This window comes from Streptomyces sp. NBC_00557, from assembly GCF_036345995.1.
Taxonomy (GTDB): domain Bacteria; phylum Actinomycetota; class Actinomycetes; order Streptomycetales; family Streptomycetaceae; genus Streptomyces.
In genome coordinates this window covers 8,452,492-8,470,339 of the sequence record NZ_CP107796.1, presented here as the reverse complement: position 1 = coordinate 8,470,339, position 17,848 = coordinate 8,452,492, and the positions used below count along the sequence as shown (strand labels likewise).

The window sequence follows — 17,848 nt, the reverse complement described above, 5'->3', positions numbered from 1 at the left end:
ACACAGGACTCAAAGACGCTGTTCAGATAGGTTGCAGCGCGCGCAACGTGGTGCGAGGGTGGTTCCTTCGCCGATCGTGCTGCTTGTGTGCGGGGGGATGGGGATGGGACGTCGTGAAGGTCCGCTGGACCCCGCGGCCGGACCGGTGCAGCGCTTCGGCGGAGGATTCCTTCCCGTGGCGTGGCTGCGGACCTGACGGGGCCCCGGCCGGCATGGCCAGGACCGTAGAGCGCGCGGTGCCAAGGCGCGCAACAGCACGCGGCGTCGCAGGGCAACGGCGCGGACACGGGCCCGCCACCGCAGGTGCGGGGCGGGCCTGCCGGCCGTGTGGGAGGGGCGCAGCCTCCGCCCTGTGAGGGGCGCGAAGGACGAGGGAAACACCCCCCAGGCCTCATGCTGTGCCCTTCGGTTACCGGGCAGGCTGCGCAGAACCCGTCAGGCGTCCGTTGCGGAGGAGCTGGTGAACGCAGGTACCGGCGCCGGTGGAATGCTGGATCACTGCGGAATGCAGCCGCGACAGGTCGGTCCAGAAGCGGTACAGGTGGGGCTTGTCCGGGCGTGAGCGCTGCCCTCGCGGTGTGCGGGGTGTATAGCCGGGGGCCAAGGCGCCTGGGACCATCTCGCCGACGTGTGCGACCCAGGCGCGCTGGTGCTCGAGGTCGATGCCGAAGATCCGGTACACCGCGTAGACCCTCCGCTCGTCGGGGTGGGGAGTGTCAACTTAACGGCTGATCTTGGTTGTTGAGGTGGCCAGTGGTTGCTTGGGTTCAGTCGGCCGTCGAAGGCGATCTGGAAGGCGTTCAGCGGCGCCTTCCAGCGCATGGTCCACCTGCGCCGGCCCTTGCCGGTTGGGGCGAGGCAGACCGCCGCGCTGTTGTCGGCCCGGTTCATCTATGTTTCGCCCTCAGGCGCCGTGCCCGGGTGTGACGCCACGACCCCAGTACACATCGTGGACGGCGGCTACTCCGACAACAACGGGGCGCAGTCTCTCGTCGACCTCTATACGAAAGCACTGGAACCGGCCGTCCGCGCCTACAACACCGCACACCCCGACACTTGCGTCGTCCCGATCTACGTGCACGTGGCGAACGGCTATCAGGGGACGACCCCGACGACGCTGGGCCCACGCCCGTGGGAGGTCCTGGCGCCGCTCACCACGGCCGGGGCGGTCCACGACCAGCTGGCGCCGGTTGCGCTTCAACGGGCTCGCGCCGCCATCAAGACCCCTGTCGGCTGTCCCGCCGACGGGCGCTTTCGGTTCTTTGTAGTACAGCCAAGCGTGCACCCAGGCGTCCAGGCACCGCTGGGCTGGACGTTGTCGAACGCCGCACGCCGCGACTTGAACTATCAGCTCCACACCATCGCGTGCGAAGACGATCCGCCATACCACAAGGAGGGGCTGCAGTTGACGCAGTGGCTGGGCGTGCCAGCCTGCCGCCCGGATCCGTGAGGCCTCCGCCAACGTGTCCTGCCGCGCAGCAACCTACGCATCGCCTGATGTGGCCTGGTAGACAGCTGCCCAATCACTGTCAGCCGTTAGCAGCGAACCCAAAGCAGGGCTACACCTCGCGCCCGACTGTCGACTGCCCGATCGCGGGCACGAGGACACCCTCAGAACCAGATCCGGGAGGACAGCAGTCCCAGGCCCGCTGTAGCGGCCTGGCGCCACACCTGCAGCGGTCGGTCCAGCACATCGGCGGGATCCTTGTCCCCCGGCCAGTCGTCGATACGGGCCAGCACCTGCTTCCGCTCCGCTCCGGGCAGGGCGAGCACAGACTCGACGGCCTCCAGACGGCAGCGGACCTCGGCTGCGGTCAGCACCGCGTCGCCCGCCCAGCCCGGCAGCACTCGGGCTCGCTGAGGGCCCAGGCCGTGGAACAGGGCTGCCACCGGATTGTCCTTGCGCACGGCGGTGATGTACGGCTCGACAGCCGCGTCGAATCGGTCCCACAAGTCCATGACATGGAGTTCACAGGAATCGTCCAAGGCGTCGAAGGGCGACGCGTTGATCAAGTCGTACAGATGCAGTGCCGCGTCGGTGTTGTAGCCGTCGGGCCGCCAGACCGGCACCGCACCGCCACCGCGGGCCGCGTCTCTCTCCCAGCGCGACCAAGCGGTCCGTGCCGATCTGCGTTCCCCTATCTCCCTGATCACCGGCAGCGCGACCGAGGCGATCTCGGCCGCATCCTCGTCGCTCAGTGCTCCAACAGCCCACCAGCTGGACATTCCCACGCGCCGACCTACCCCGTATCCCACGTCGTCGAAGCGGCACCTGCCTGGCCATGCTCCTGGCCGGAGCCCGTACGCACATGATGGCAAAGCGCACTGACAGTGCCCGACCCGTGATCGTGCGGCAACGGGCATGACCGGCGCCGGCCAGCGCATCGAGCGAAGCACAGTGAGTCCGGCCGACTCTTACAGCCGACGCTCGCCGCAGTGAGCGATCTGCCCTTGGCGCGAGCGGGACGCCGTTAGGAGTAATGGTCAAGACCTGTGGATCAGTTGAGGTAGTTCAGGCCGCCTGAGCCTCGGGGCGTTCGACGAGCTCGCCGCGTTCGAAGCGAGCTCCGGCCGGACAAGGGCGACGAGGTGCGGGGCGTTCGTGGCTCGCCACCGCTGCTGGGCGGACTCCACGAGCTTGAAGACCATGGCCAAGGCGGCGGGTGGCGATCTAGTCGGCCGACTGCGGGATGACAAACCGGGATGCCGCGGCGGCGCAAGTGCGTGCGGATGGCGCGGGATGAACCGACGCTCAGGAGCTCGGATGTTGCAGGAGGCCTCCCCTGTTCGGCGCTAGTCGGAGACGACGTTCATCGGCGCCTCATCTCCGGACCGCTTCGGCGGCGCGTTCATAGCCAGAGGATCCTAGGGTGGCCGTACGGCAAGATTGGGGTGTTTCCTCCCAGCGGAGTGCGGCGCCCCAACTGGGTCTGGATCCAAGGGACTGGCTCAGCAGAGGGCGCGCGAAACCCGTTCCCATGATGGAAGCACTGATGCATGATGACGGCATGACATCTAAGGGACGTCTTCGCCAAGGCGAGCAGACAGACTTAGTCATATTGGTCCACGGAACCTTCGCGGGCGATGAGGATAAAGCAGAGAGCGGCGCTCGCTGGTGGCAGCGGGGCAGCGTTGTCTGGCAATGGCTTGAGCATAATTTGCCGAACGGCACGACTTTGCCCAATGGCGATACCCGCCTGTTTCAGTGGAGTGGCGCAAACACACAAACTGAACGCCTCAAGGCGGGTAGTGAGTTGCTGGCAGAACTGATCGCCCTTGAACGGCAGGGACGCAGCTATCACCTCGTGGGTCACAGCCATGGGGGGTCGGTAATCTGGGAAGCGCTGATAGCAAGCGAATTAGCACGACGTGAAGATGTCAGCAACCGCGACTCGGTACTAGGGAAAATAGATCCCACCAACCAAAGACAATCCCCTGCGGACGCAAGTCAGCTGCAGGATGAACTTGAACTGCCTGGGCTGCGGAGTTGGACCACCTTGGGTACCCCCTTCTTGCAATTTCTACCCAAGGAAGTATCCCACCCCCGTTTCTCCCTCTCAGTTTCGCAGGAGGGTGACGGGTTCCTCATGGCTGCATTTGCTTTCATCGTGGCCACACCCGGGATTTTCGCCCTTAGCATCTACCACCTTCTTCGCGCAAAGACTGGCATGGCACTCCTGGAATCCTGCTACGGGGTGTTCACGTTTTTATTGGCCTTCTTTTTGGGTGCCATCCATGAAAAAAGGCGTCTCATTAACGGGTATAAGGAACGCATCTTGGCCGCAAGAAGGGCGATGGATAGGTTCCATGGCCGCTGGCTAGGAATGTGGGCGCCAGACGATGAAGCGATAAATCTACTGAAGCGACTGTCCTCCTGTTCGGCAGACCACTACGAAGCACTGGCGGGTGGCCAAGTTCTTACTAGGCACACCGTCCAATCGGCTATTGAGAAGTGGTGGACCTCACCGAAAATACGGGCGAAAGTAAAAAAGATCCGCATCACCAACCAGCATTGGGAGATTGCAGCGTTGACTGGCAGTCGCACAGTTGCTTCTGTCAGAAATTTACCTGTGACTTGGATTAAGAATCACATCCTGTTGCCGTTTGTGATCTCCAAGGGCTTTGAGGTGCTCACAGGGATTATTCAGGGAAGCGATATCCCGAAAGCAATCCTTGCCTACTGCTCTCCGCACCCGCTGCCAATCGATGGAATGCCAGAGGGGCTTCCAGTAGAAACTGGAAATCAACTCCGCGAAGAAGTCTCAATCGCCTTGCGATCTGCCGCCCCACTGGCTCGTGAACTACTAGTATCTGCGGCGCTCGAGGGGGAGTTGTCAGGTGGGGAAATGAACGCCGAGCGAGGTTTGCAAGGGAGCCTCTTGGTGCATACATCCTACTTCTGTAGTGAACAAGTGCTCCGTCTCCTGATCACTCACATAGCGATGTGCAAATCGAACTCAAGGCGAGACGTGTCCGACTCTTCGCAGTGGGATGAGTCCGTTCGGTGGATCATGCAGTCCAAGGAGAAAGTCAAGGTTGCCTGGAGCGGGCATGTGCAACGAGTCCATGAGATGGCCCCTACCCACGCGCACCAAAAGAGAAGCCAGCGTACGTGAGTCGACGGCATTTACCGCAAACTCACCAAAGGAGACCGTCTGTAAGGCCCTGACTTCGCGCGCTGGTAACCGGCGGCCGAGCACAGACGACCTTCCCCGGTCAGCTCCGTACAGCGGTGACGGCAACGCGATGCAGCAGGTGCGCGGTGGGCAGCCGCCGTCGGGCCTCGCCCTGCGTTCTGCTCGGCGAAGGGCTCGACGACCAGGGCAATCCCGTACCGTGCGACCGGACGGAGATCACCATGTACGGGCTGCGGCACGCCTACGCCCAACGGCACGCCGGCGCCGGCGCCCCGGTCGACCACTTGCGCGAGTTGATGGACCATCGCGAAATCGACACCACCATGGGCTACTTCAAGGTCTCCCTGGAGCGGAAACGCAAAGCCGTCGAGACGGTCGCCCAGCTGACCGTCGACCGGCACGGCAACCCCCCGCCGCTGCAGCGACGCCCTGGCCTACGAAGGCCAGACCGTCGCCGTCCCTTACGGCGGGTGCAGCGAACCCAGCAACGTCAAGGCCACCGGGCAGCACTGCCGTATCCGCTTCCAGTGCGCAGGCTGCGGCTTCTACCGCCCCGACCCCTCCTACCTCCCGGCCCTGCAGCATCAGGTCGCCGAGCTGCGGGCCGACAAGGAAGCAGCCCTGGTCATGGGCGCCGCCGACTGGGTCATCCGCAACTTCGACGATCAGATCACCGGCTACAACAAGGCACTGAACCAGATGCGGCGCACCCTGGATGCCCTGCCCGAGCCGGAGCGTACGGCTGTTGAAGACGCGGCGCGAGAACTGCGCCAGGCACGCTCGGCCGCCGCCATTATCCCCGTGGACGGACTGACCATCCGGAGCGCACGTGACCAGCACTGAATCGTCCCTCGATGCCCGCGTAGCCCGCCTACGCCAGGCCCGCCAGGCGGACAGCGAAACCAAGACCATCCGCACGCAAGGCGCCATCCGTGACCTGCTCAACGCCGGACAACGCATCTCCTTCGCCCGGGTGGCACGCGAAGCAGACGTGTCGATCTGGTTCATCTACAACACACCCGCCATCAACGCTGCGATCCGCAATGCCATGAGCGACCAGGCCCAACACGGCAGGGAAGCAGCCGCAGTGCCCCGACCCGAGCGGGCCACGCCCGCCGGTCTGCACGCCGACCTCGCACTCGCCTGCGAAGAGATCCAGGAACTCAAACGCGAGCGCGACGCCTTGAAGCGTCGCGTCCAGCTCGCCCTGGGTGCGGAAATCGACAACGCGGCCCACACCGACCTCGTCCGCCGGATCCAGGACCTGGAACGCCAGAATCAGGCTCTGACCAGAAATTTCGCCGAGGCCGACGCCCGTGCTGAAAGACTCGCCGGACAACGGGAAGAAGCGGAAGAGACCACCGGATCGCTGCGCCTTGCGCTGCGCAAGGCGATGCGGGCCGTGCCGTGAGGCCGCCGGTCCGCCCACGGTAACCAGGCGGAGCAGCAGCGTCGGTCTCACTAGGGTCAGTAGGCGCGTGCCACGACGGCGATGTTGCCAGGCTGGTCGTCGCTCTCGGGAACGGAACCGTCTGCGGCGACCAAGCACCGCACGGTGACACCCTGTTCGGCGAGCTTGGCCTCACCCTCCACGCCCAGCGTTTCCCAGGCAATGCGCGCCCAGCCGGTGCTCGCCGCCTCCGCAGCCTCCTCGACCGTGGTCACCTCGACGGTGCGGTCGTTGCGACGCTTACGGGACTGGGCCAGCAGAAGCGCCTGGTCGTCCTCCAGTACCGTGGGCAGGATCTCGGACAGTGCCCCGATCGGCGTCGGCTCCTTGCTTCCCGCTACGCGGCGGACCAGCACGGCAGTCCCGTTCTCCACGTCACGTGGCCCGACCTCGATGCGTACCGGCACCCCCTTGAGCTCCCAGTCGACCGCGCGGCGGCCGAACGGCGTGTCGGTGCGGTCGTCGACGTGTACGCGGATACCAGCCGTCTTCAGCCGGTCACGGATCCCGCGGACCGTGTCCAGGACCGCGTCGTCGCCCTTGACGGCCACGATGACCACCTGAACGGGGGCCAGACGCGGCGGGATGCGAAGGCCGTCATCGTCGCCGTGCATCATCACCAGTGCGCCGACCATCCGGGTCGTGGAACCCCACGACGTCTGCCAGACGTATTCCTCTCGGCCGTCCTTCGACAGGTAGCGCGTCTGGAACGCCTTGGAGAAGTTCTGGCCCAGTTCGTGGCTTGTGGTCAGCTGGAGGGCCTTGCCGTCGCCCATCATGCCTTCCAGGGTGAGCGTGTTGATCGCGCCGGCGAACCGCTCCCTGACCGTCTTGCGACCCGGTACGACATCCATGGCGAGGACGTTTTCCAAGAAGTCGGCGTACACCTCCTGGTGGATGTGTGCGGCGTAGTCCCGGGCGTCCTCGTAGGTGGCGTGTGCCGTGTGGCCTTCCTGCCACAGGAATTCCGTCGTACGAAGGAACACGCGCGGCCTCAGCTCCCAGCGGACCACGTTCGCCCACTGGTTGATCAACAGCGGAAGGTCGCGGTAGCTCTGCACCCACTTGGAGAAGTAGTCGTTGACGATCGTCTCAGACGTGGGGCGGACGACGACGGGCTCTTCCAGCTCCTTGCCGCCGCCATGAGTGACTACGGCCAGTTCGGGCGCGAAGCCCTCGACGTGCTCGGCCTCCTTCGTCAGGTACGACTGCGGGATGAAGAGCGGAAAGTACGCGTTCTGCGCGCCGGCCGCCTTGATCCGGGCGTCCACCTCCTGCTGCATCCGCTCCCACAGGCCGTATCCGTACGGTCGGATGACCATGGTGCCGCGCACCGGCCCGTTGTCGGCCAGTTCGGCCTTGCTGACCAGGTCCTGGTACCAGCGGGGGAAGTCGTCCGCCTGGGGTGTGAGAACGGGTGCTTTTGCCATGACGCGCACAGTAGGACGCGGCTCCACCAAGGCGCCAACCGATTACTTCCCACACGTCAGGACGCCAGCCGGTCCAGTTTCGTCACCGATGGCCTCGCGCAGTACGTCGTGCTGCGGGCCGAGGGCATGATGTTCGCTCCATAGCTCACGCGGATACAGCCACACCGGTCCGCCCACGAGATCGGCTGGCTCCCAGCCGAACCGCGGCCACACATGCGCATGCAGGAACGGATCGGCATTCCCGAGGATCTCCAGATTGACTCGCAGGAAAGCCGGATCCAACCGCTCACAGACGCGTTCGACGGCCTCGCCCAGCTTGTCCATGCCGGACAGGAACGCAAGCCGCTTACTCTTCGGAAGTTCCGACAGCCGCTGCACCGAAGGATCATCCACGAGGAGGACCGAATATCCCGGGAGGAACTGGACGTCCCCGATCACCGCAAACCCGGCCTTCACCCTTCGGAGCACCGTGGGATTCTCGCCCCGGAGTGTGCTACCGATCCGGTTCCTCCGCCAGTCATTAGTCAAGATCGACCAGCCTACCGACCGCTGATCATCGGCTGGCGCGTTCTCGGACCACCCTGTTGCCGACGATGCAAGGTGGGCGTGGCGGGCTACTTGTGCCTCACGTCCCTCAGATGCGTTGGCAGGTTAAGATCGTTGTGCACCAACGGCGTTGTGTACTGATCCAACCCGGGAGTGCAGATAACCCGGGTGTTGCAGCCGTCCTTGTCCGCATCGATCCAGTGCTTGAACTTCGAGCGCTCAGAGCCGGTGCGGTCCTCGGCGCGCACCGTGAACTGCGCCAGGAGATCGCGCACGGGGGCGGTGACGGTGTCACCGGGCGCGGCAACAGGGGCGGCGTGCGCGGTCGTCGGGATGAGAAGCGCGGCGAAGGCAGTGACAGCTGCGGCAGCGGTACGGGCGAGACGCACGAGACAAGGGGGCCTCTCGAAGATCACGGGCAGTTCGTGATCTTCGTACTGGCTCCCACCGGCGACCCGCCCGGCAGCCGGGGACGGCTTACCCGATCGGGTGGTAAGTGCGATCGTCGGCCCGTCACACTCGCCACTTAGGATCCATGCCTGTGGCAGAGGCACCCGATGAGTTGCTCCAGCTGGAACGATCCGCCGAGGAGGAACGCGCCAAGCTCGCAGGTCTGGCCGGTGACGAGTACGACGCCCAGTGGCGCCGGTGGCGCGAGGCGTCCCAGGCCATACAGGCGGCCATCACCGCGCACGCCGAAGCCACCGAGGCCAGCCGCTACGAGGTGGAGCAGGCCGTGAAGCGCGGGCCGGCCCGCTGAGGAGCACCCGGCCGAGTAGGTCAGCGAGTCGACGTGCGGTACTCGTCGACTGGAGGCGTGAGCCGCTGCAGGATGGCCGTCACCGGCGCGACGGCTTTCACGATGGTGGCTGTGCCGTCGAGGAGCTGCTGCTCGAACTCCGTGAGTGGCCGCGGCGGGGCGGCGGGGCCGACTTCGCATTCATGCCGTTCGATCTGCCGCAGCGCACGCTGGCGCTTCGGATACGGGCGGTGGGCCATGCTCGCCTCCTCGGTCCTGGCCAGGATGGCAGACCCTCAGGGGCCCTTGGGCCAGGTCGTCAACACGTCGCCGATCTCCTCGTCGGTGAGGGTGATGTGGGCGCCCTGCTTCCGAAGCTCGATTGCCGGTTACCGCAAAGTCATATGCGGCGCGGAACTGCTCCGTCCTGCCAGCGGTAGAGGTCGCGCAGCAGGGAAATCTCGGCGCCGTGGTGGATCAGCTCCCTGTTGACGTGCAGGACCCTGTTCTCCATGGGAAACCGCTCGGGACCCACCGTGGGCGGATTCTCCAGGTCAGCGTCAGAGAGTTTGCGGACCCCCGCGTGCCATCTCCCGTACATCTCATCGAGCTGCTTCAGCGCCTCGTCAGCGGTCCCCGCGTAGGCGAATGTCTGGGAGTCGACGTCCTGGCCGCCGAAGTACCATCCGACCCGATAGCCCAGGCACGAGACGATGATGTGCGCCAGCCGCCAGGCAATCGTGGTCACCGGCGCCGGCACCGGGTCAGGGGACGCGAAGTCCATCGTCCACTCCCCCGAACCTGCCGACATCGGTGTGGCCGAAGTGCCACGTGGGCGGATGCTCCAGCAGCCGCGCACCGGCTCCCAGAAGTACTCCTCATCGGTAAGACCGTCCAGCCGCGGCCGCAGGTTCGTGCGCCAGTGCCAGTCCAACTGCTCTGCGAGCCCCTCGCTTCTTGTCATTTCCGTACACTACATAACCGCCCACCTGAGGCCCCACCAGTAACCCCGCCCCGTGCCCCCACCGTCGGGCGTAGCCAGTGCCGAGGCCGTATAGGCAGCCATCACCGCGCACGCCGAAGCCGCCGAGGCCAGCCGCTACAAGATCGAGCAGACCGTGAAGTAGGCCGTGCGGCACGCCCCGAAGGACCCAGTCGACGAGTAGCCGCTGCCGGATCTACCGCTGATCCGGCCAGGCGGCCACGACGCCGACGGTCTCCTCGTCGGTAAGGATGACGCACGCGTCGGGCATGCCGCCGTACCCGCCCCGATCCAGCGCCGGAATTTGCCGTGCGCGGTCTCCTCCCGGTTCCACCAGCCGTGCTGCACCGGCCGGCCGCCGGTAGTGAGCAGCAGGTGGTAGCGGCCGGGGCTCACAGAGCCCACCCGGCGATCACGCAGTTGCGGCACGAGTCCTGCCAGCGCAGCCCCAGCCCCAGCCCCAGCCCCAGCCCCAGCCCCAGCCCCAGGATGATGCGACGGCAGGTGGCAACGGCCGGTGTTCCGCAGGCTGAGCACGGATAGCGGCCTGGTCGTCCACTGACGTCCGGCCTTGACCGCTGCCGTTCGTGCTTGTTGGTGTCAGCACGCCGCACGCGGCCTTGACCAGCGCGACCATACTCTCGGACCAGGAGCACCAGTTTGAAGATCGCGTATGCTTCTCGGCGCTGACCTGGGCGAGACACTGACCTGCGAGTCTCCCGGACGCTGCTGGTGCTTTCCGTCGTTCCACGTCGTAGCAGCCGCAGTAGGCACTTGGGGGGATGGACATCAACCCTGGGGCTTAGAAGTCATCTCAATTGGTGAGTCTGCGGTAGCAGATGAGGGTGCAGGCGATGCTGGTGAAAGCCAGGAAGTGGCTGGCTTTGCGTTCGTAGCGGCGGTGCAGTCGGCGGTATCCGGCGAGCCAGGCCATGGTTCGTTCGATCGTCCAGCGGTGACGGCCGAGTCGCTCGGAAGACTCGATGCCTTTACGGGCGATGCGGTGCCGGATGCCGCGTGTGCGTAACCATCGGCGCAGGTGGTTGTAGTCGTAGCCCTTGTCGGCGTGCAGCTTGGCCGGACGTCGCCGGCGCGGTCCGCGACGGGAGCGGATGGGCGGGATTCCCCGCACGAGCGGTTCGAGTGCCTGGCTGTCGTGCAGGTTCGCGCCGGAGATCCCCACAGAAAGGAGCAGTCCGGTGCGCTCGGTGATCAAGTGGATCTTCGAGCCGTACTTGCCGCGGTCGACAGGATTCGGACCCGTCAGTTCCCCCTTTTCAGGGCCCGCATGTTCACGGAGTCGATCGCGCAGCGCGACCAGTCCAGCTCTCCGCGAGAGCCGAGCTCGTCGAGCACCAGGCGGTGCAGCTTCGCCCATACCCGGGCCTTCGACCACTCGGCGAATCGCCGGTGAGCCGTCGCTCCCGAGGGCCCGAACGACGCGGACGGCAACTGCTGCCACGTGCAGCCCGACGTGGCCACGAACACGATCGCGGCCAGGACCTCCCGGTCACCGTGGCGGCGCCGGCCGCCACCCTGCGGCCGCGACGGCGCCTCCGGAACCACCCGCTGGAACAACTTCCACAACTCATTCGGCACCAGCCGCTCAACGATCCCCACGTCGGCAGGCTACCGACCTGGAGGAGAAGGCCCGCAGTCAGTGGCCTCTTCGGCGTTGGGCGTCGAACCGACGCAGCACTCGTACCAGACGCCACACTCCGGCCGCCGCTCCGAGCAGCGCACCCCCCACCAACACACCCTTCTCCGCTGAACCAGAGATGCCAAAGGCTAGTGCGAGAGCCAGAGCGACGACGAAGACCGCCGCAGCCAGCGCGACGGCAGTCACCAGGGCGAAAACGATCTCTACCGTCATTGCGTCCTTTTCCCAGCGTGACTCACGCCCCATGTCCATGCTGCAAGTCTCACATCACGGTCAAGCCATGGCGCCTGGGCCGAACAGCACCTGACTCTCACCTGCTGAGGCCCACTTGCCAATTGAGATGACCTCTTAGGTTGGCCGACCTGGCGCAATCAATCGGAAGTCACTTCTGGTCACGCCGTACGGGTCCGGCTCGACCCAGCAGCTGTAGCGGCAACCGATCAGTTCCGCCACTTCGATCCCCAGTTCGTCCGCCAGGCTGACAGCGTGAGTCTTGAATATCCGGGTGGCGTCCCCAACAGGTTGGTAGTGGGCGATGGCCCCACGCAGCTCGTTCACTACATACTCGTCCCGCCTACCCGCGCTTCGGGCTTCAGCTTCATCTTGGGGATCCACGGGGACAGACTAGGGCCAACCACGCTCCCGGCCGGACAAGGTCCGTGCCGACCGGGCCTAGGGTGGCCGCCCGCCGAAGTTCGACAAGGCCGACTACAAGCAGCGGCACGCCGTTGAACGCGAGATCAACCGACTGAAACGCTATCGTGTCGTCGCCACGAGGTACGACAAACTCGCCGTCCGCCATCACGCGACCGTGCTGGTCGCAGCCATCAACGAGTGGCTATGACCAGCACGGACCCGATTCTCCTAGCCGTTGATGTCGAGTGCTGTTCCGTACAGCCGGTCCACCTTCAACCGAATGACCACTCGGCGCTCGGCAACCAACTGCTCCAGAAACGCGACTTCATTCTCCGGCTTCGCAGCCTGCGGGATCATTCCGAGCAGTTCCCGACCAACCGCATCGCCAGGAACCCTCGTGGTCTCCGAGACCTCGGCCTCGCCTTCGGCAACGGCGAACGACCACACGTCGCCGCCCTGCACATGCAGTGAGGCACGCGGATCGCGTCGCAGGTGCCCGACCTTGATGCGGTCGACCGTCGTTGAGAACCGCACGATGCGGGCCTCGGAGTCCCAGCTGTACAGCATGGTGGTCAGGTGCGGATGGCCACTGCGCTTGACAGTGGCGAGCGTGCCGAACTGCTGCTTGCCAAGCAGATTGGAGAGGGCTTCGTCGGACAGTGGGCGAGGCGCTGGTCCTTGAGTCATGACGTGATCAACATCCCTAGCCGCCCAAGAATTTCGTGGACACTGTGAGCCCCATCTCCGCTTTCACAACACGCCCTCGAGTTCCTCCACTCGGCCCGGGCTGCGGCCTCCCGCGCCTCCGACTCCTCGATCAACGACACCCTCGACACCGCTTCCTCCAACGTCACCGTAAGAGGACAGCGATCCGACAACAGCCCCGATCAACAAATCGGCAACTCAACACTTCGACGCAGGAGAGCTGTGCCTATCCTCGTTCGAGGCGCTGACATGGCGCTCTGCCGACAGCTGGCACTCGACGGACACAGGAAGCGTGGTGCAATGACCAGCCGACTCATCGCACTCTCCTTCGACGCACACCAGCCGGAGCGCCTAGCGCATTTCTGGTCCGGAGTCCTGGGCTTGGAGAGAGCCGACGATTCCTACGACGGCGTCGCCCTGATGTCCGGGAACGACGCCGGCTACCGCCTCGGCTTCCGTCCCACCCAGGCGCAGAAGGTCGCCCAGAACCGGCTGCACTTCGACCTGACCAGCTCCTCCCTGGAGGACCAGCAGGAGACCGTGGCCAGGGCACTCGACCTCGGCGCGCAGCACACCGACGTGGGCCAGGGACCGGACGCGTCCCATGTGGTGCTCGCCGACCCCGAGGGCAACGAGTTCTGCGTCATCGAGCCGGGCAACAATTTCCTCGCCGGCTGTGGCTTCATCGGAGCGCTCGCCTGCGATGGTTCGCAGGCCGTGGGCTACTTCTGGAGCGAGGCGCTGGGCTGGCCGCTGGTCTGGGACCAGGACGAGGAGACCGCCATCCAGTCGCCGAACGGCGGTACGAAGATCACGTGGGGCGGTCCGCCGTTGATGCCGGACCCCGGCAAGGACCTGCACTTCGACCTCGCACCGGACGGCGATCAGCAGGCGGAGGTCGAGCGCCTGCTCTCCCTCGGAGCGAAGCGTCTCGACCCCGCCCACGGCGAGGACGGCTCGGTGCTGCTGGCCGACCCCGACGGCAACAAGTTCCGCTTGCATCGGTGAAGCCGGAACCCACAAGCCGTGGTCGGCGGTTGCTGCGGCGGAGAACGCAATAGAGATTCGGACAGATCCCCCATCACCAAACCGGCAGTTCAACGTGTCCCACGAGGAGAGCCACACCCATATTCGATGTCCCGGCGGCGGGACGGCATGCGGGCGCGGCCCGGTCCCGCGGGGTTGCTCAACTCTCCTGCTGGTGCGGTGTTTTCGCCCCGGCGCGGTGGGTGTAGGCGGCAAGGCCCGGCCGGTGCTCGGCGATCCGGGCGGTGAGGGCGCGCACCGAGGGGCGGCGGGCCTCGGCGGGCGCGGCGAGTTCGACGAGGCGCAGCTGGGCGAAGGCGCCGGCCGCATCGCCGGCGTCCAGGGCTGATGGGCCCGGGGCTGGTGCGTGGCTCGGTCTCACATGCGGGGCGGTGCGCCGGTCCGTCGGGTGGATGCGGGTCAAAGCAGCGCTCCGCGACGGCCCCTTCTACGACCCCCAAACCGCCCCCCACGGGTTGACGAAACCCATAGCGGCCCCCGGGCTCGGATCGATCCGTAACGGGCGTAACCGGCCAGACCCCGGGGTGGCGGCGAGCGGAGCCGTCGCCCGGGCCGCCCACGGTGCCGGGCCCCGCCCCCGCAGGAACATCTCCAGCACCAGGAAGCAGGCGTGCGGTGCGGCTACCAAGCCCACCGGTACCTCGCAGCCGTCCCCCTCCACACTATTGACGTCACGCCTAAGGGGACCCGCAGCCTTCATGGACAGGCGTGTGTGACGGGTAGTCAGATGTCCACGTATTCCACGGGCTTGACCCAATCTCTCCGTCTTCTTGACCGGGGCCCACGGAAGCTGAACGTTTCCCTAGCGATCCGGCACGGATGATGCTGAAGCCTGCCCTTCCGGCATGCGGAATTCGCCTGGAGACACCATGAGGAAAGCCCCCATGAGCCACGCCTACCGGCGCACCGTCACCCCTGCCGAGTGGCTCTATCTGGGCCTGCCCACCCCGCACGATGTCCAGTACGTGATCGAGGGCACGGGCGCCCTGGACGCGGGAGACGTCCGTCGTGCCGTGGCCGCCGCATCGCGCGCCTGTCCCGGAACACGGATCGTCCGCCGGGGCAAGGCCTGGGTGGACACCGGGGTCGCGCCGTCCGTGCATGTGATCGAGGGCGGTCCGCTGGACCGGCGGCGCCCGGACCATCCCGCCCTGCACTCATGGGCCGGTGACCCCCAGGACACCTTCGAGGTCCTTCTCTTCCCCGGAGCCCCGACGTGCCTCGTGCTGCGGGGACGGCACGCGGCGACGGACGCGCGGGGACTGGCGCTGTGGGGCGCCGACGTCTTCCGCGCCCTGCGCGGCGAGGAGCCGCAGGGCGCCCCCTCGCCGCTCAACAGTCTCGAACTGATGCATGACGTACGCCCGCAGGGACTCCCTCCGATCCCGCCCGCCGCCGCCGCGCTCACCTGGCCCTCGCCGCTCGGCCCGGTCTCCCCCGGCGCGCGGAGGGCGATGTGGCGGACCAGGACTGTTTCGGGCAGGCACCCGGCCGCCACCGCGAAGGTCGCCGCAGCGCTCGCCGCCGCGTACGGACCGGACGGCCGGGGCAGCTTCTTCGTCCCGGTGGATCTGCGCCGGCACTCCCCCGGTCTGCGCTCCACGGCGTGGCTCTCGCAGGCCCTGGTGCTCAGCGTGGACAGCGGCGAGAGCTGGGAGGAGGTGCACCGCAGCCTACTGAGCACTCTCGCCCAGGACGGTGAGATGGCGATGCGCGCCGCGCCGTGGACGCTGCGGACGCCGCTCCCGCTGCTGCGGCTGCTGTCCCGGGCGGTGTCCCGCGCCGCGTCCCGTTCCGGCCGCTACAGCGCCCTGGGCTTCCTCACCCACCTCGGCGCCTTCGACCTGGCCGACTTCAGCACGGCCGGCTTCCAGGCGACCGCGATGTACACGCTGGGCGGAGTCGGCCCCGGCACCCCGCCGGCCGTGGACCTCATGGACGTCGGCGACCACACCGAGGCGACGGTGACCTGGCTGGACGCGCCGGGAGTCGCGGAGCGCGCCGAGGAGTTGCTCGACACGGTGGAGGAGGCGCTGTCCCCCGCCCGGGACCGGACGTGGCCGGGCAACCTCACCGCCCGCCCCGTAGCGCCGACCGGCCTGACGGAGCTGATACGCGCACAGGCACGGAGCGCCCCGGACGCGCCGGCGCTCAGCGGCCCCGAGGGCGAGGTCACCTACCGCGAACTCGACCGGCGAGCCGATGCCGTCGCCCACGCGCTGAGCCGCCTCGGCGCCGGACGGGGCTCGGTGGTCGGCGTCCTCTGCGACCGGACGCCGGAGGCGATCGCCGGAATCTGGGGAGTCGTCAGGACCGGGGCGGCCTTCCTGCCCCTGGACCCGCAGCACCCGGACCACCGGCTCGCCGACGTGCTGGCCGACGCCGGGGTAGGCCACTGCCTCGTCCAGCCAGGGCAGGACGGGCGGGCCGCCTTCCCTCCCGGCTGTACGCCGCTGCCCCTCGACGAGCTCACCCAACCCGTCCAGGACCAGCCGGAGTTCCCCGCCTTACCGGCGCGCCCGGACGATCTGGCCTACGTCATCTACACCTCCGGTTCCACAGGCCGGCCCAAGGGGGTGCAGATCGAACACGGCAGCCTGCTCAACTACCTGCACTGGGCCGTGGACACCTTCGGCATCGGCCCGGACTCCAGACTCTCCCTGATGACCTCGCTGTCCTTCGACGTCTCGATGACGTCGGTCTTCGGCCCCGCCCTCACCGGCGGCTCGATCGTCCCGGCCCCCGGCCCCATGACCCATCTCGCCCTGCGCGACCTGCTGGAGCGGTCGGGCGCCACCATGCTCAATCTCACCCCTTCCCACCTCGATCTGATCACCCAGCTCGACGTCCGCCCCGAGGGCTTCACCGCGGTGATCGTCACGGGCGAGCAACTGCGCGTCGAGGTCGCTGCCAAGGCCCAGCGCCTGTTCGGCGACGGCTGCCGCATCATCAACCAGTACGGACCGACCGAGGCGACCGTCGGATGCACCGCGCATGTCTTCGACGCGGCGACGGACAGCGCCGGTACCGCCGTGCCGATCGGACTTCCTGGGTACAACACCACGGTGCACCTGCTGGACGACCGGCACCGCTTCGTCGCCCCCGGAGAGGTCGGCGAAATGTACCTGGGCGGCGTGCAACTGGCCCGTGGCTACCTGGGCCGTCCCGATCTGGACGCCCAGCGTTTCGTCCGCCTGGCGGACGGCACCAGGGTGTACCGGACCGGGGATCTGGCCAGGCTCCTGCCCTCGGGAGAGCTGACCTGTCTCGGCCGCAACGACGACCAGGTCAAGGTGCGCGGACACCGGGTGGAGCCGACGGAGGTGGCACGCGCCCTGGAGCGCCATCACGCGGTGGACCGGGCCGTGGTGGTGGCCAGGACCGCCCCCAGCGGGTCGGGCAAGGCGCTCTACGCCTACGTCCTCACCCGCACGGTCGTCTCCACGGAGGAACTACGGGACCACGCGGCCGCTCTGCTGCCGCCCTACATGGTGCCGTCCGCCGTTCTCACCGTGTCCGAACTGCCCTACACGGTCAGCGGCAAGGTGGACGCCGGCGCCCTGCCCGACCCCCTGGCCGGATCGGCTCCCGCGGCACCCTCCGCGATCGCGCTCGCCGACCCGGTCGTCCAGTCGGTAGCGCAGGTGTGGGCCGAGGTACTCGCAGTCCCGGCAGAGCGGCTGGACGAGCAGGCCGACTTCCACCAGCTGGGCGGGGACTCCCTGGCGCTGCTGTCCATGCTCGCCGGCGTCGGCCGGACACTGCTGACCGAGGCGGGCGAAAGGGCCTTCATGTCCCACCTGCACGACATCATCGAGAAGCCGACACTGGGACACGTGGCCGCGCGGGTACGCGAGGCAGTGGGCACCGGCGGCGAGTTGCGTGAGAGCGCACTTTCGAACAGCGGCCCGCGTTGAGGGACCACGCCCTGAGGCACCGTGTGAGTGGGCTGTCTCGGTTCGCCAGGTTGGTGGGACTTCTCCGGTCAGCTCGCTGGACATTTTGCCAGCCATCGC

General features: G+C 66.9%; 17 protein-coding genes and 2 pseudogenes. 8 read left to right on the top strand and 11 right to left on the bottom strand.

The genetic code is table 11. The features are described 5' to 3' along the window. Window positions 1-757 precede the first annotated feature (757 nt). Window positions 758-1,450 (top strand): hypothetical protein, encoded by a 693-nt coding sequence (locus OG956_RS37845; RefSeq protein WP_330342517.1) that lies wholly within the window; start codon window positions 758-760, stop codon window positions 1,448-1,450. Window positions 1,451-1,611: 161 nt separating this feature from the next. Here the strand turns inward: OG956_RS37845 and OG956_RS37840 are convergent, their stop codons facing one another. Next, entirely contained in the window at window positions 1,612-2,232 is a 621-nt protein-coding gene (locus tag OG956_RS37840) for a hypothetical protein (protein WP_330342516.1), read from the bottom strand. 280 nt (window positions 2,233-2,512) lie between these two features. Beyond that, window positions 2,513-2,670, bottom strand: a pseudogene (locus tag OG956_RS37835) (IS256 family transposase); the annotation flags it as partial. Window positions 2,671-2,978: 308 nt separating this feature from the next. On the opposite strand from OG956_RS37835, the gene OG956_RS37830 reads away from it, so the two are divergent. The 3 genes from OG956_RS37830 to OG956_RS37820 all read left to right on the top strand — a co-directional run bounded on the left by OG956_RS37830 (window position 2,979) and on the right by OG956_RS37820 (window position 6,048). Beyond that, entirely contained in the window at window positions 2,979-4,616 is a 1,638-nt protein-coding gene (locus OG956_RS37830) for a hypothetical protein (protein ID WP_330342515.1), read from the top strand. A gap of 648 nt (window positions 4,617-5,264) precedes the next feature. After that, window positions 5,265-5,480, top strand: a complete 216-nt coding sequence (locus OG956_RS37825) for a hypothetical protein (RefSeq protein WP_330342514.1) — start codon at window positions 5,265-5,267, stop codon at window positions 5,478-5,480. Beyond that, on the top strand, window positions 5,467-6,048 hold the full coding sequence (locus tag OG956_RS37820; protein WP_330342513.1) for a DUF6262 family protein: 582 nt from the start codon (window positions 5,467-5,469) through the stop codon (window positions 6,046-6,048). Before OG956_RS37825 ends, OG956_RS37820 begins: the two co-directional genes overlap by 14 nt. A 56-nt stretch (window positions 6,049-6,104) precedes the next feature. Here the strand turns inward: OG956_RS37820 and proS are convergent, their stop codons facing one another. The 3 genes from proS to OG956_RS37805 all read right to left on the bottom strand — a co-directional run bounded on the left by proS (window position 6,105) and on the right by OG956_RS37805 (window position 8,479). Continuing rightward, entirely contained in the window at window positions 6,105-7,517 is a 1,413-nt protein-coding gene (gene proS, locus OG956_RS37815; RefSeq protein WP_330342512.1) for a proline--tRNA ligase, read from the bottom strand. A 42-nt stretch (window positions 7,518-7,559) separates the two neighbouring features. Further along, a complete protein-coding gene (locus OG956_RS37810) occupies window positions 7,560-8,045 on the bottom strand; it encodes a diadenosine tetraphosphate hydrolase (RefSeq protein WP_330342511.1) in 486 nt (161 codons plus the stop codon). Window positions 8,046-8,131: 86 nt separating this feature from the next. Beyond that, complete coding sequence (locus OG956_RS37805) at window positions 8,132-8,479, bottom strand: hypothetical protein (protein WP_330342510.1); 348 nt, start codon at window positions 8,477-8,479, stop codon at window positions 8,132-8,134. 125 nt (window positions 8,480-8,604) lie between these two features. Between OG956_RS37805 and OG956_RS37800 the strand changes: the two genes are divergently transcribed. Continuing rightward, a complete protein-coding gene (locus OG956_RS37800; RefSeq protein ID WP_330342509.1) occupies window positions 8,605-8,823 on the top strand; it encodes a hypothetical protein in 219 nt (72 codons plus the stop codon). 20 nt (window positions 8,824-8,843) lie between these two features. Here OG956_RS37800 and OG956_RS37795 read toward each other — a convergent pair whose 3' ends face one another. The 4 genes from OG956_RS37795 to OG956_RS37780 all read right to left on the bottom strand — a co-directional run bounded on the left by OG956_RS37795 (window position 8,844) and on the right by OG956_RS37780 (window position 11,696). Further along, window positions 8,844-9,062, bottom strand: coding sequence for a hypothetical protein (locus tag OG956_RS37795; protein WP_330342508.1), 219 nt, complete (start codon window positions 9,060-9,062; stop codon window positions 8,844-8,846). Between the two features lie 140 nt (window positions 9,063-9,202). Then, window positions 9,203-9,766, bottom strand: coding sequence for a DinB family protein (locus OG956_RS37790; RefSeq protein WP_330342507.1), 564 nt, complete (start codon window positions 9,764-9,766; stop codon window positions 9,203-9,205). A gap of 832 nt (window positions 9,767-10,598) precedes the next feature. After that, a protein-coding gene (locus OG956_RS37785; RefSeq protein WP_443065708.1) for an IS5 family transposase occupies window positions 10,599-11,398 on the bottom strand; the annotation gives its coding sequence in 2 pieces (ribosomal slippage) (window positions 10,599-11,060 and window positions 11,063-11,398; 798 coding nt in all). A 43-nt stretch (window positions 11,399-11,441) separates the two neighbouring features. Continuing rightward, on the bottom strand, window positions 11,442-11,696 hold the full coding sequence (locus OG956_RS37780; protein ID WP_330342285.1) for a DUF6332 family protein: 255 nt from the start codon (window positions 11,694-11,696) through the stop codon (window positions 11,442-11,444). Between the two features lie 424 nt (window positions 11,697-12,120). Between OG956_RS37780 and OG956_RS37775 the strand changes: the two are divergent. Next, window positions 12,121-12,288 (top strand): annotated as a pseudogene (locus OG956_RS37775) (IS5 family transposase); the annotation flags it as partial. Window positions 12,289-12,308: 20 nt separating this feature from the next. On the opposite strand, the gene OG956_RS37770 reads toward OG956_RS37775, so the two are convergent. Further along, entirely contained in the window at window positions 12,309-12,767 is a 459-nt protein-coding gene (locus OG956_RS37770; protein ID WP_330342506.1) for a TIGR03618 family F420-dependent PPOX class oxidoreductase, read from the bottom strand. Window positions 12,768-13,085: 318 nt separating this feature from the next. Between OG956_RS37770 and OG956_RS37765 the strand changes: the two genes are divergently transcribed. Next, entirely contained in the window at window positions 13,086-13,793 is a 708-nt protein-coding gene (locus OG956_RS37765; protein ID WP_330342505.1) for a VOC family protein, read from the top strand. 178 nt (window positions 13,794-13,971) lie between these two features. Here OG956_RS37765 and OG956_RS37760 read toward each other — a convergent pair whose 3' ends face one another. Further along, window positions 13,972-14,235 (bottom strand): hypothetical protein, encoded by a 264-nt coding sequence (locus OG956_RS37760; RefSeq protein WP_330342504.1) that lies wholly within the window; start codon window positions 14,233-14,235, stop codon window positions 13,972-13,974. Between the two features lie 481 nt (window positions 14,236-14,716). On the opposite strand from OG956_RS37760, the gene OG956_RS37755 reads away from it, so the two are divergent. After that, complete coding sequence (locus tag OG956_RS37755) at window positions 14,717-17,749, top strand: non-ribosomal peptide synthetase (protein WP_330342503.1); 3,033 nt, start codon at window positions 14,717-14,719, stop codon at window positions 17,747-17,749. The last annotated feature ends 99 nt before the right edge of the window (window positions 17,750-17,848 follow it).

Coding starts and splice junctions, on each gene's coding strand:
- OG956_RS37755 (WP_330342503.1), top strand. CDS start 14,717: ATGAGCCACGCCTACCGGCGCACCGTCACCCCTGCCGAGTGGCTCTAT.
- OG956_RS37780 (WP_330342285.1), bottom strand. CDS start 11,696: ATGGACATGGGGCGTGAGTCACGCTGGGAAAAGGACGCAATGACGGTA.
- OG956_RS37830 (WP_330342515.1), top strand. CDS start 2,979: ATGATGGAAGCACTGATGCATGATGACGGCATGACATCTAAGGGACGT.
- OG956_RS37765 (WP_330342505.1), top strand. CDS start 13,086: ATGACCAGCCGACTCATCGCACTCTCCTTCGACGCACACCAGCCGGAG.
- proS (WP_330342512.1), bottom strand. CDS start 7,517: ATGGCAAAAGCACCCGTTCTCACACCCCAGGCGGACGACTTCCCCCGC.
- OG956_RS37825 (WP_330342514.1), top strand. CDS start 5,265: ATGGGCGCCGCCGACTGGGTCATCCGCAACTTCGACGATCAGATCACC.
- OG956_RS37790 (WP_330342507.1), bottom strand. CDS start 9,766: ATGACAAGAAGCGAGGGGCTCGCAGAGCAGTTGGACTGGCACTGGCGC.
- OG956_RS37770 (WP_330342506.1), bottom strand. CDS start 12,767: ATGACTCAAGGACCAGCGCCTCGCCCACTGTCCGACGAAGCCCTCTCC.
- OG956_RS37795 (WP_330342508.1), bottom strand. CDS start 9,062: ATGGCCCACCGCCCGTATCCGAAGCGCCAGCGTGCGCTGCGGCAGATC.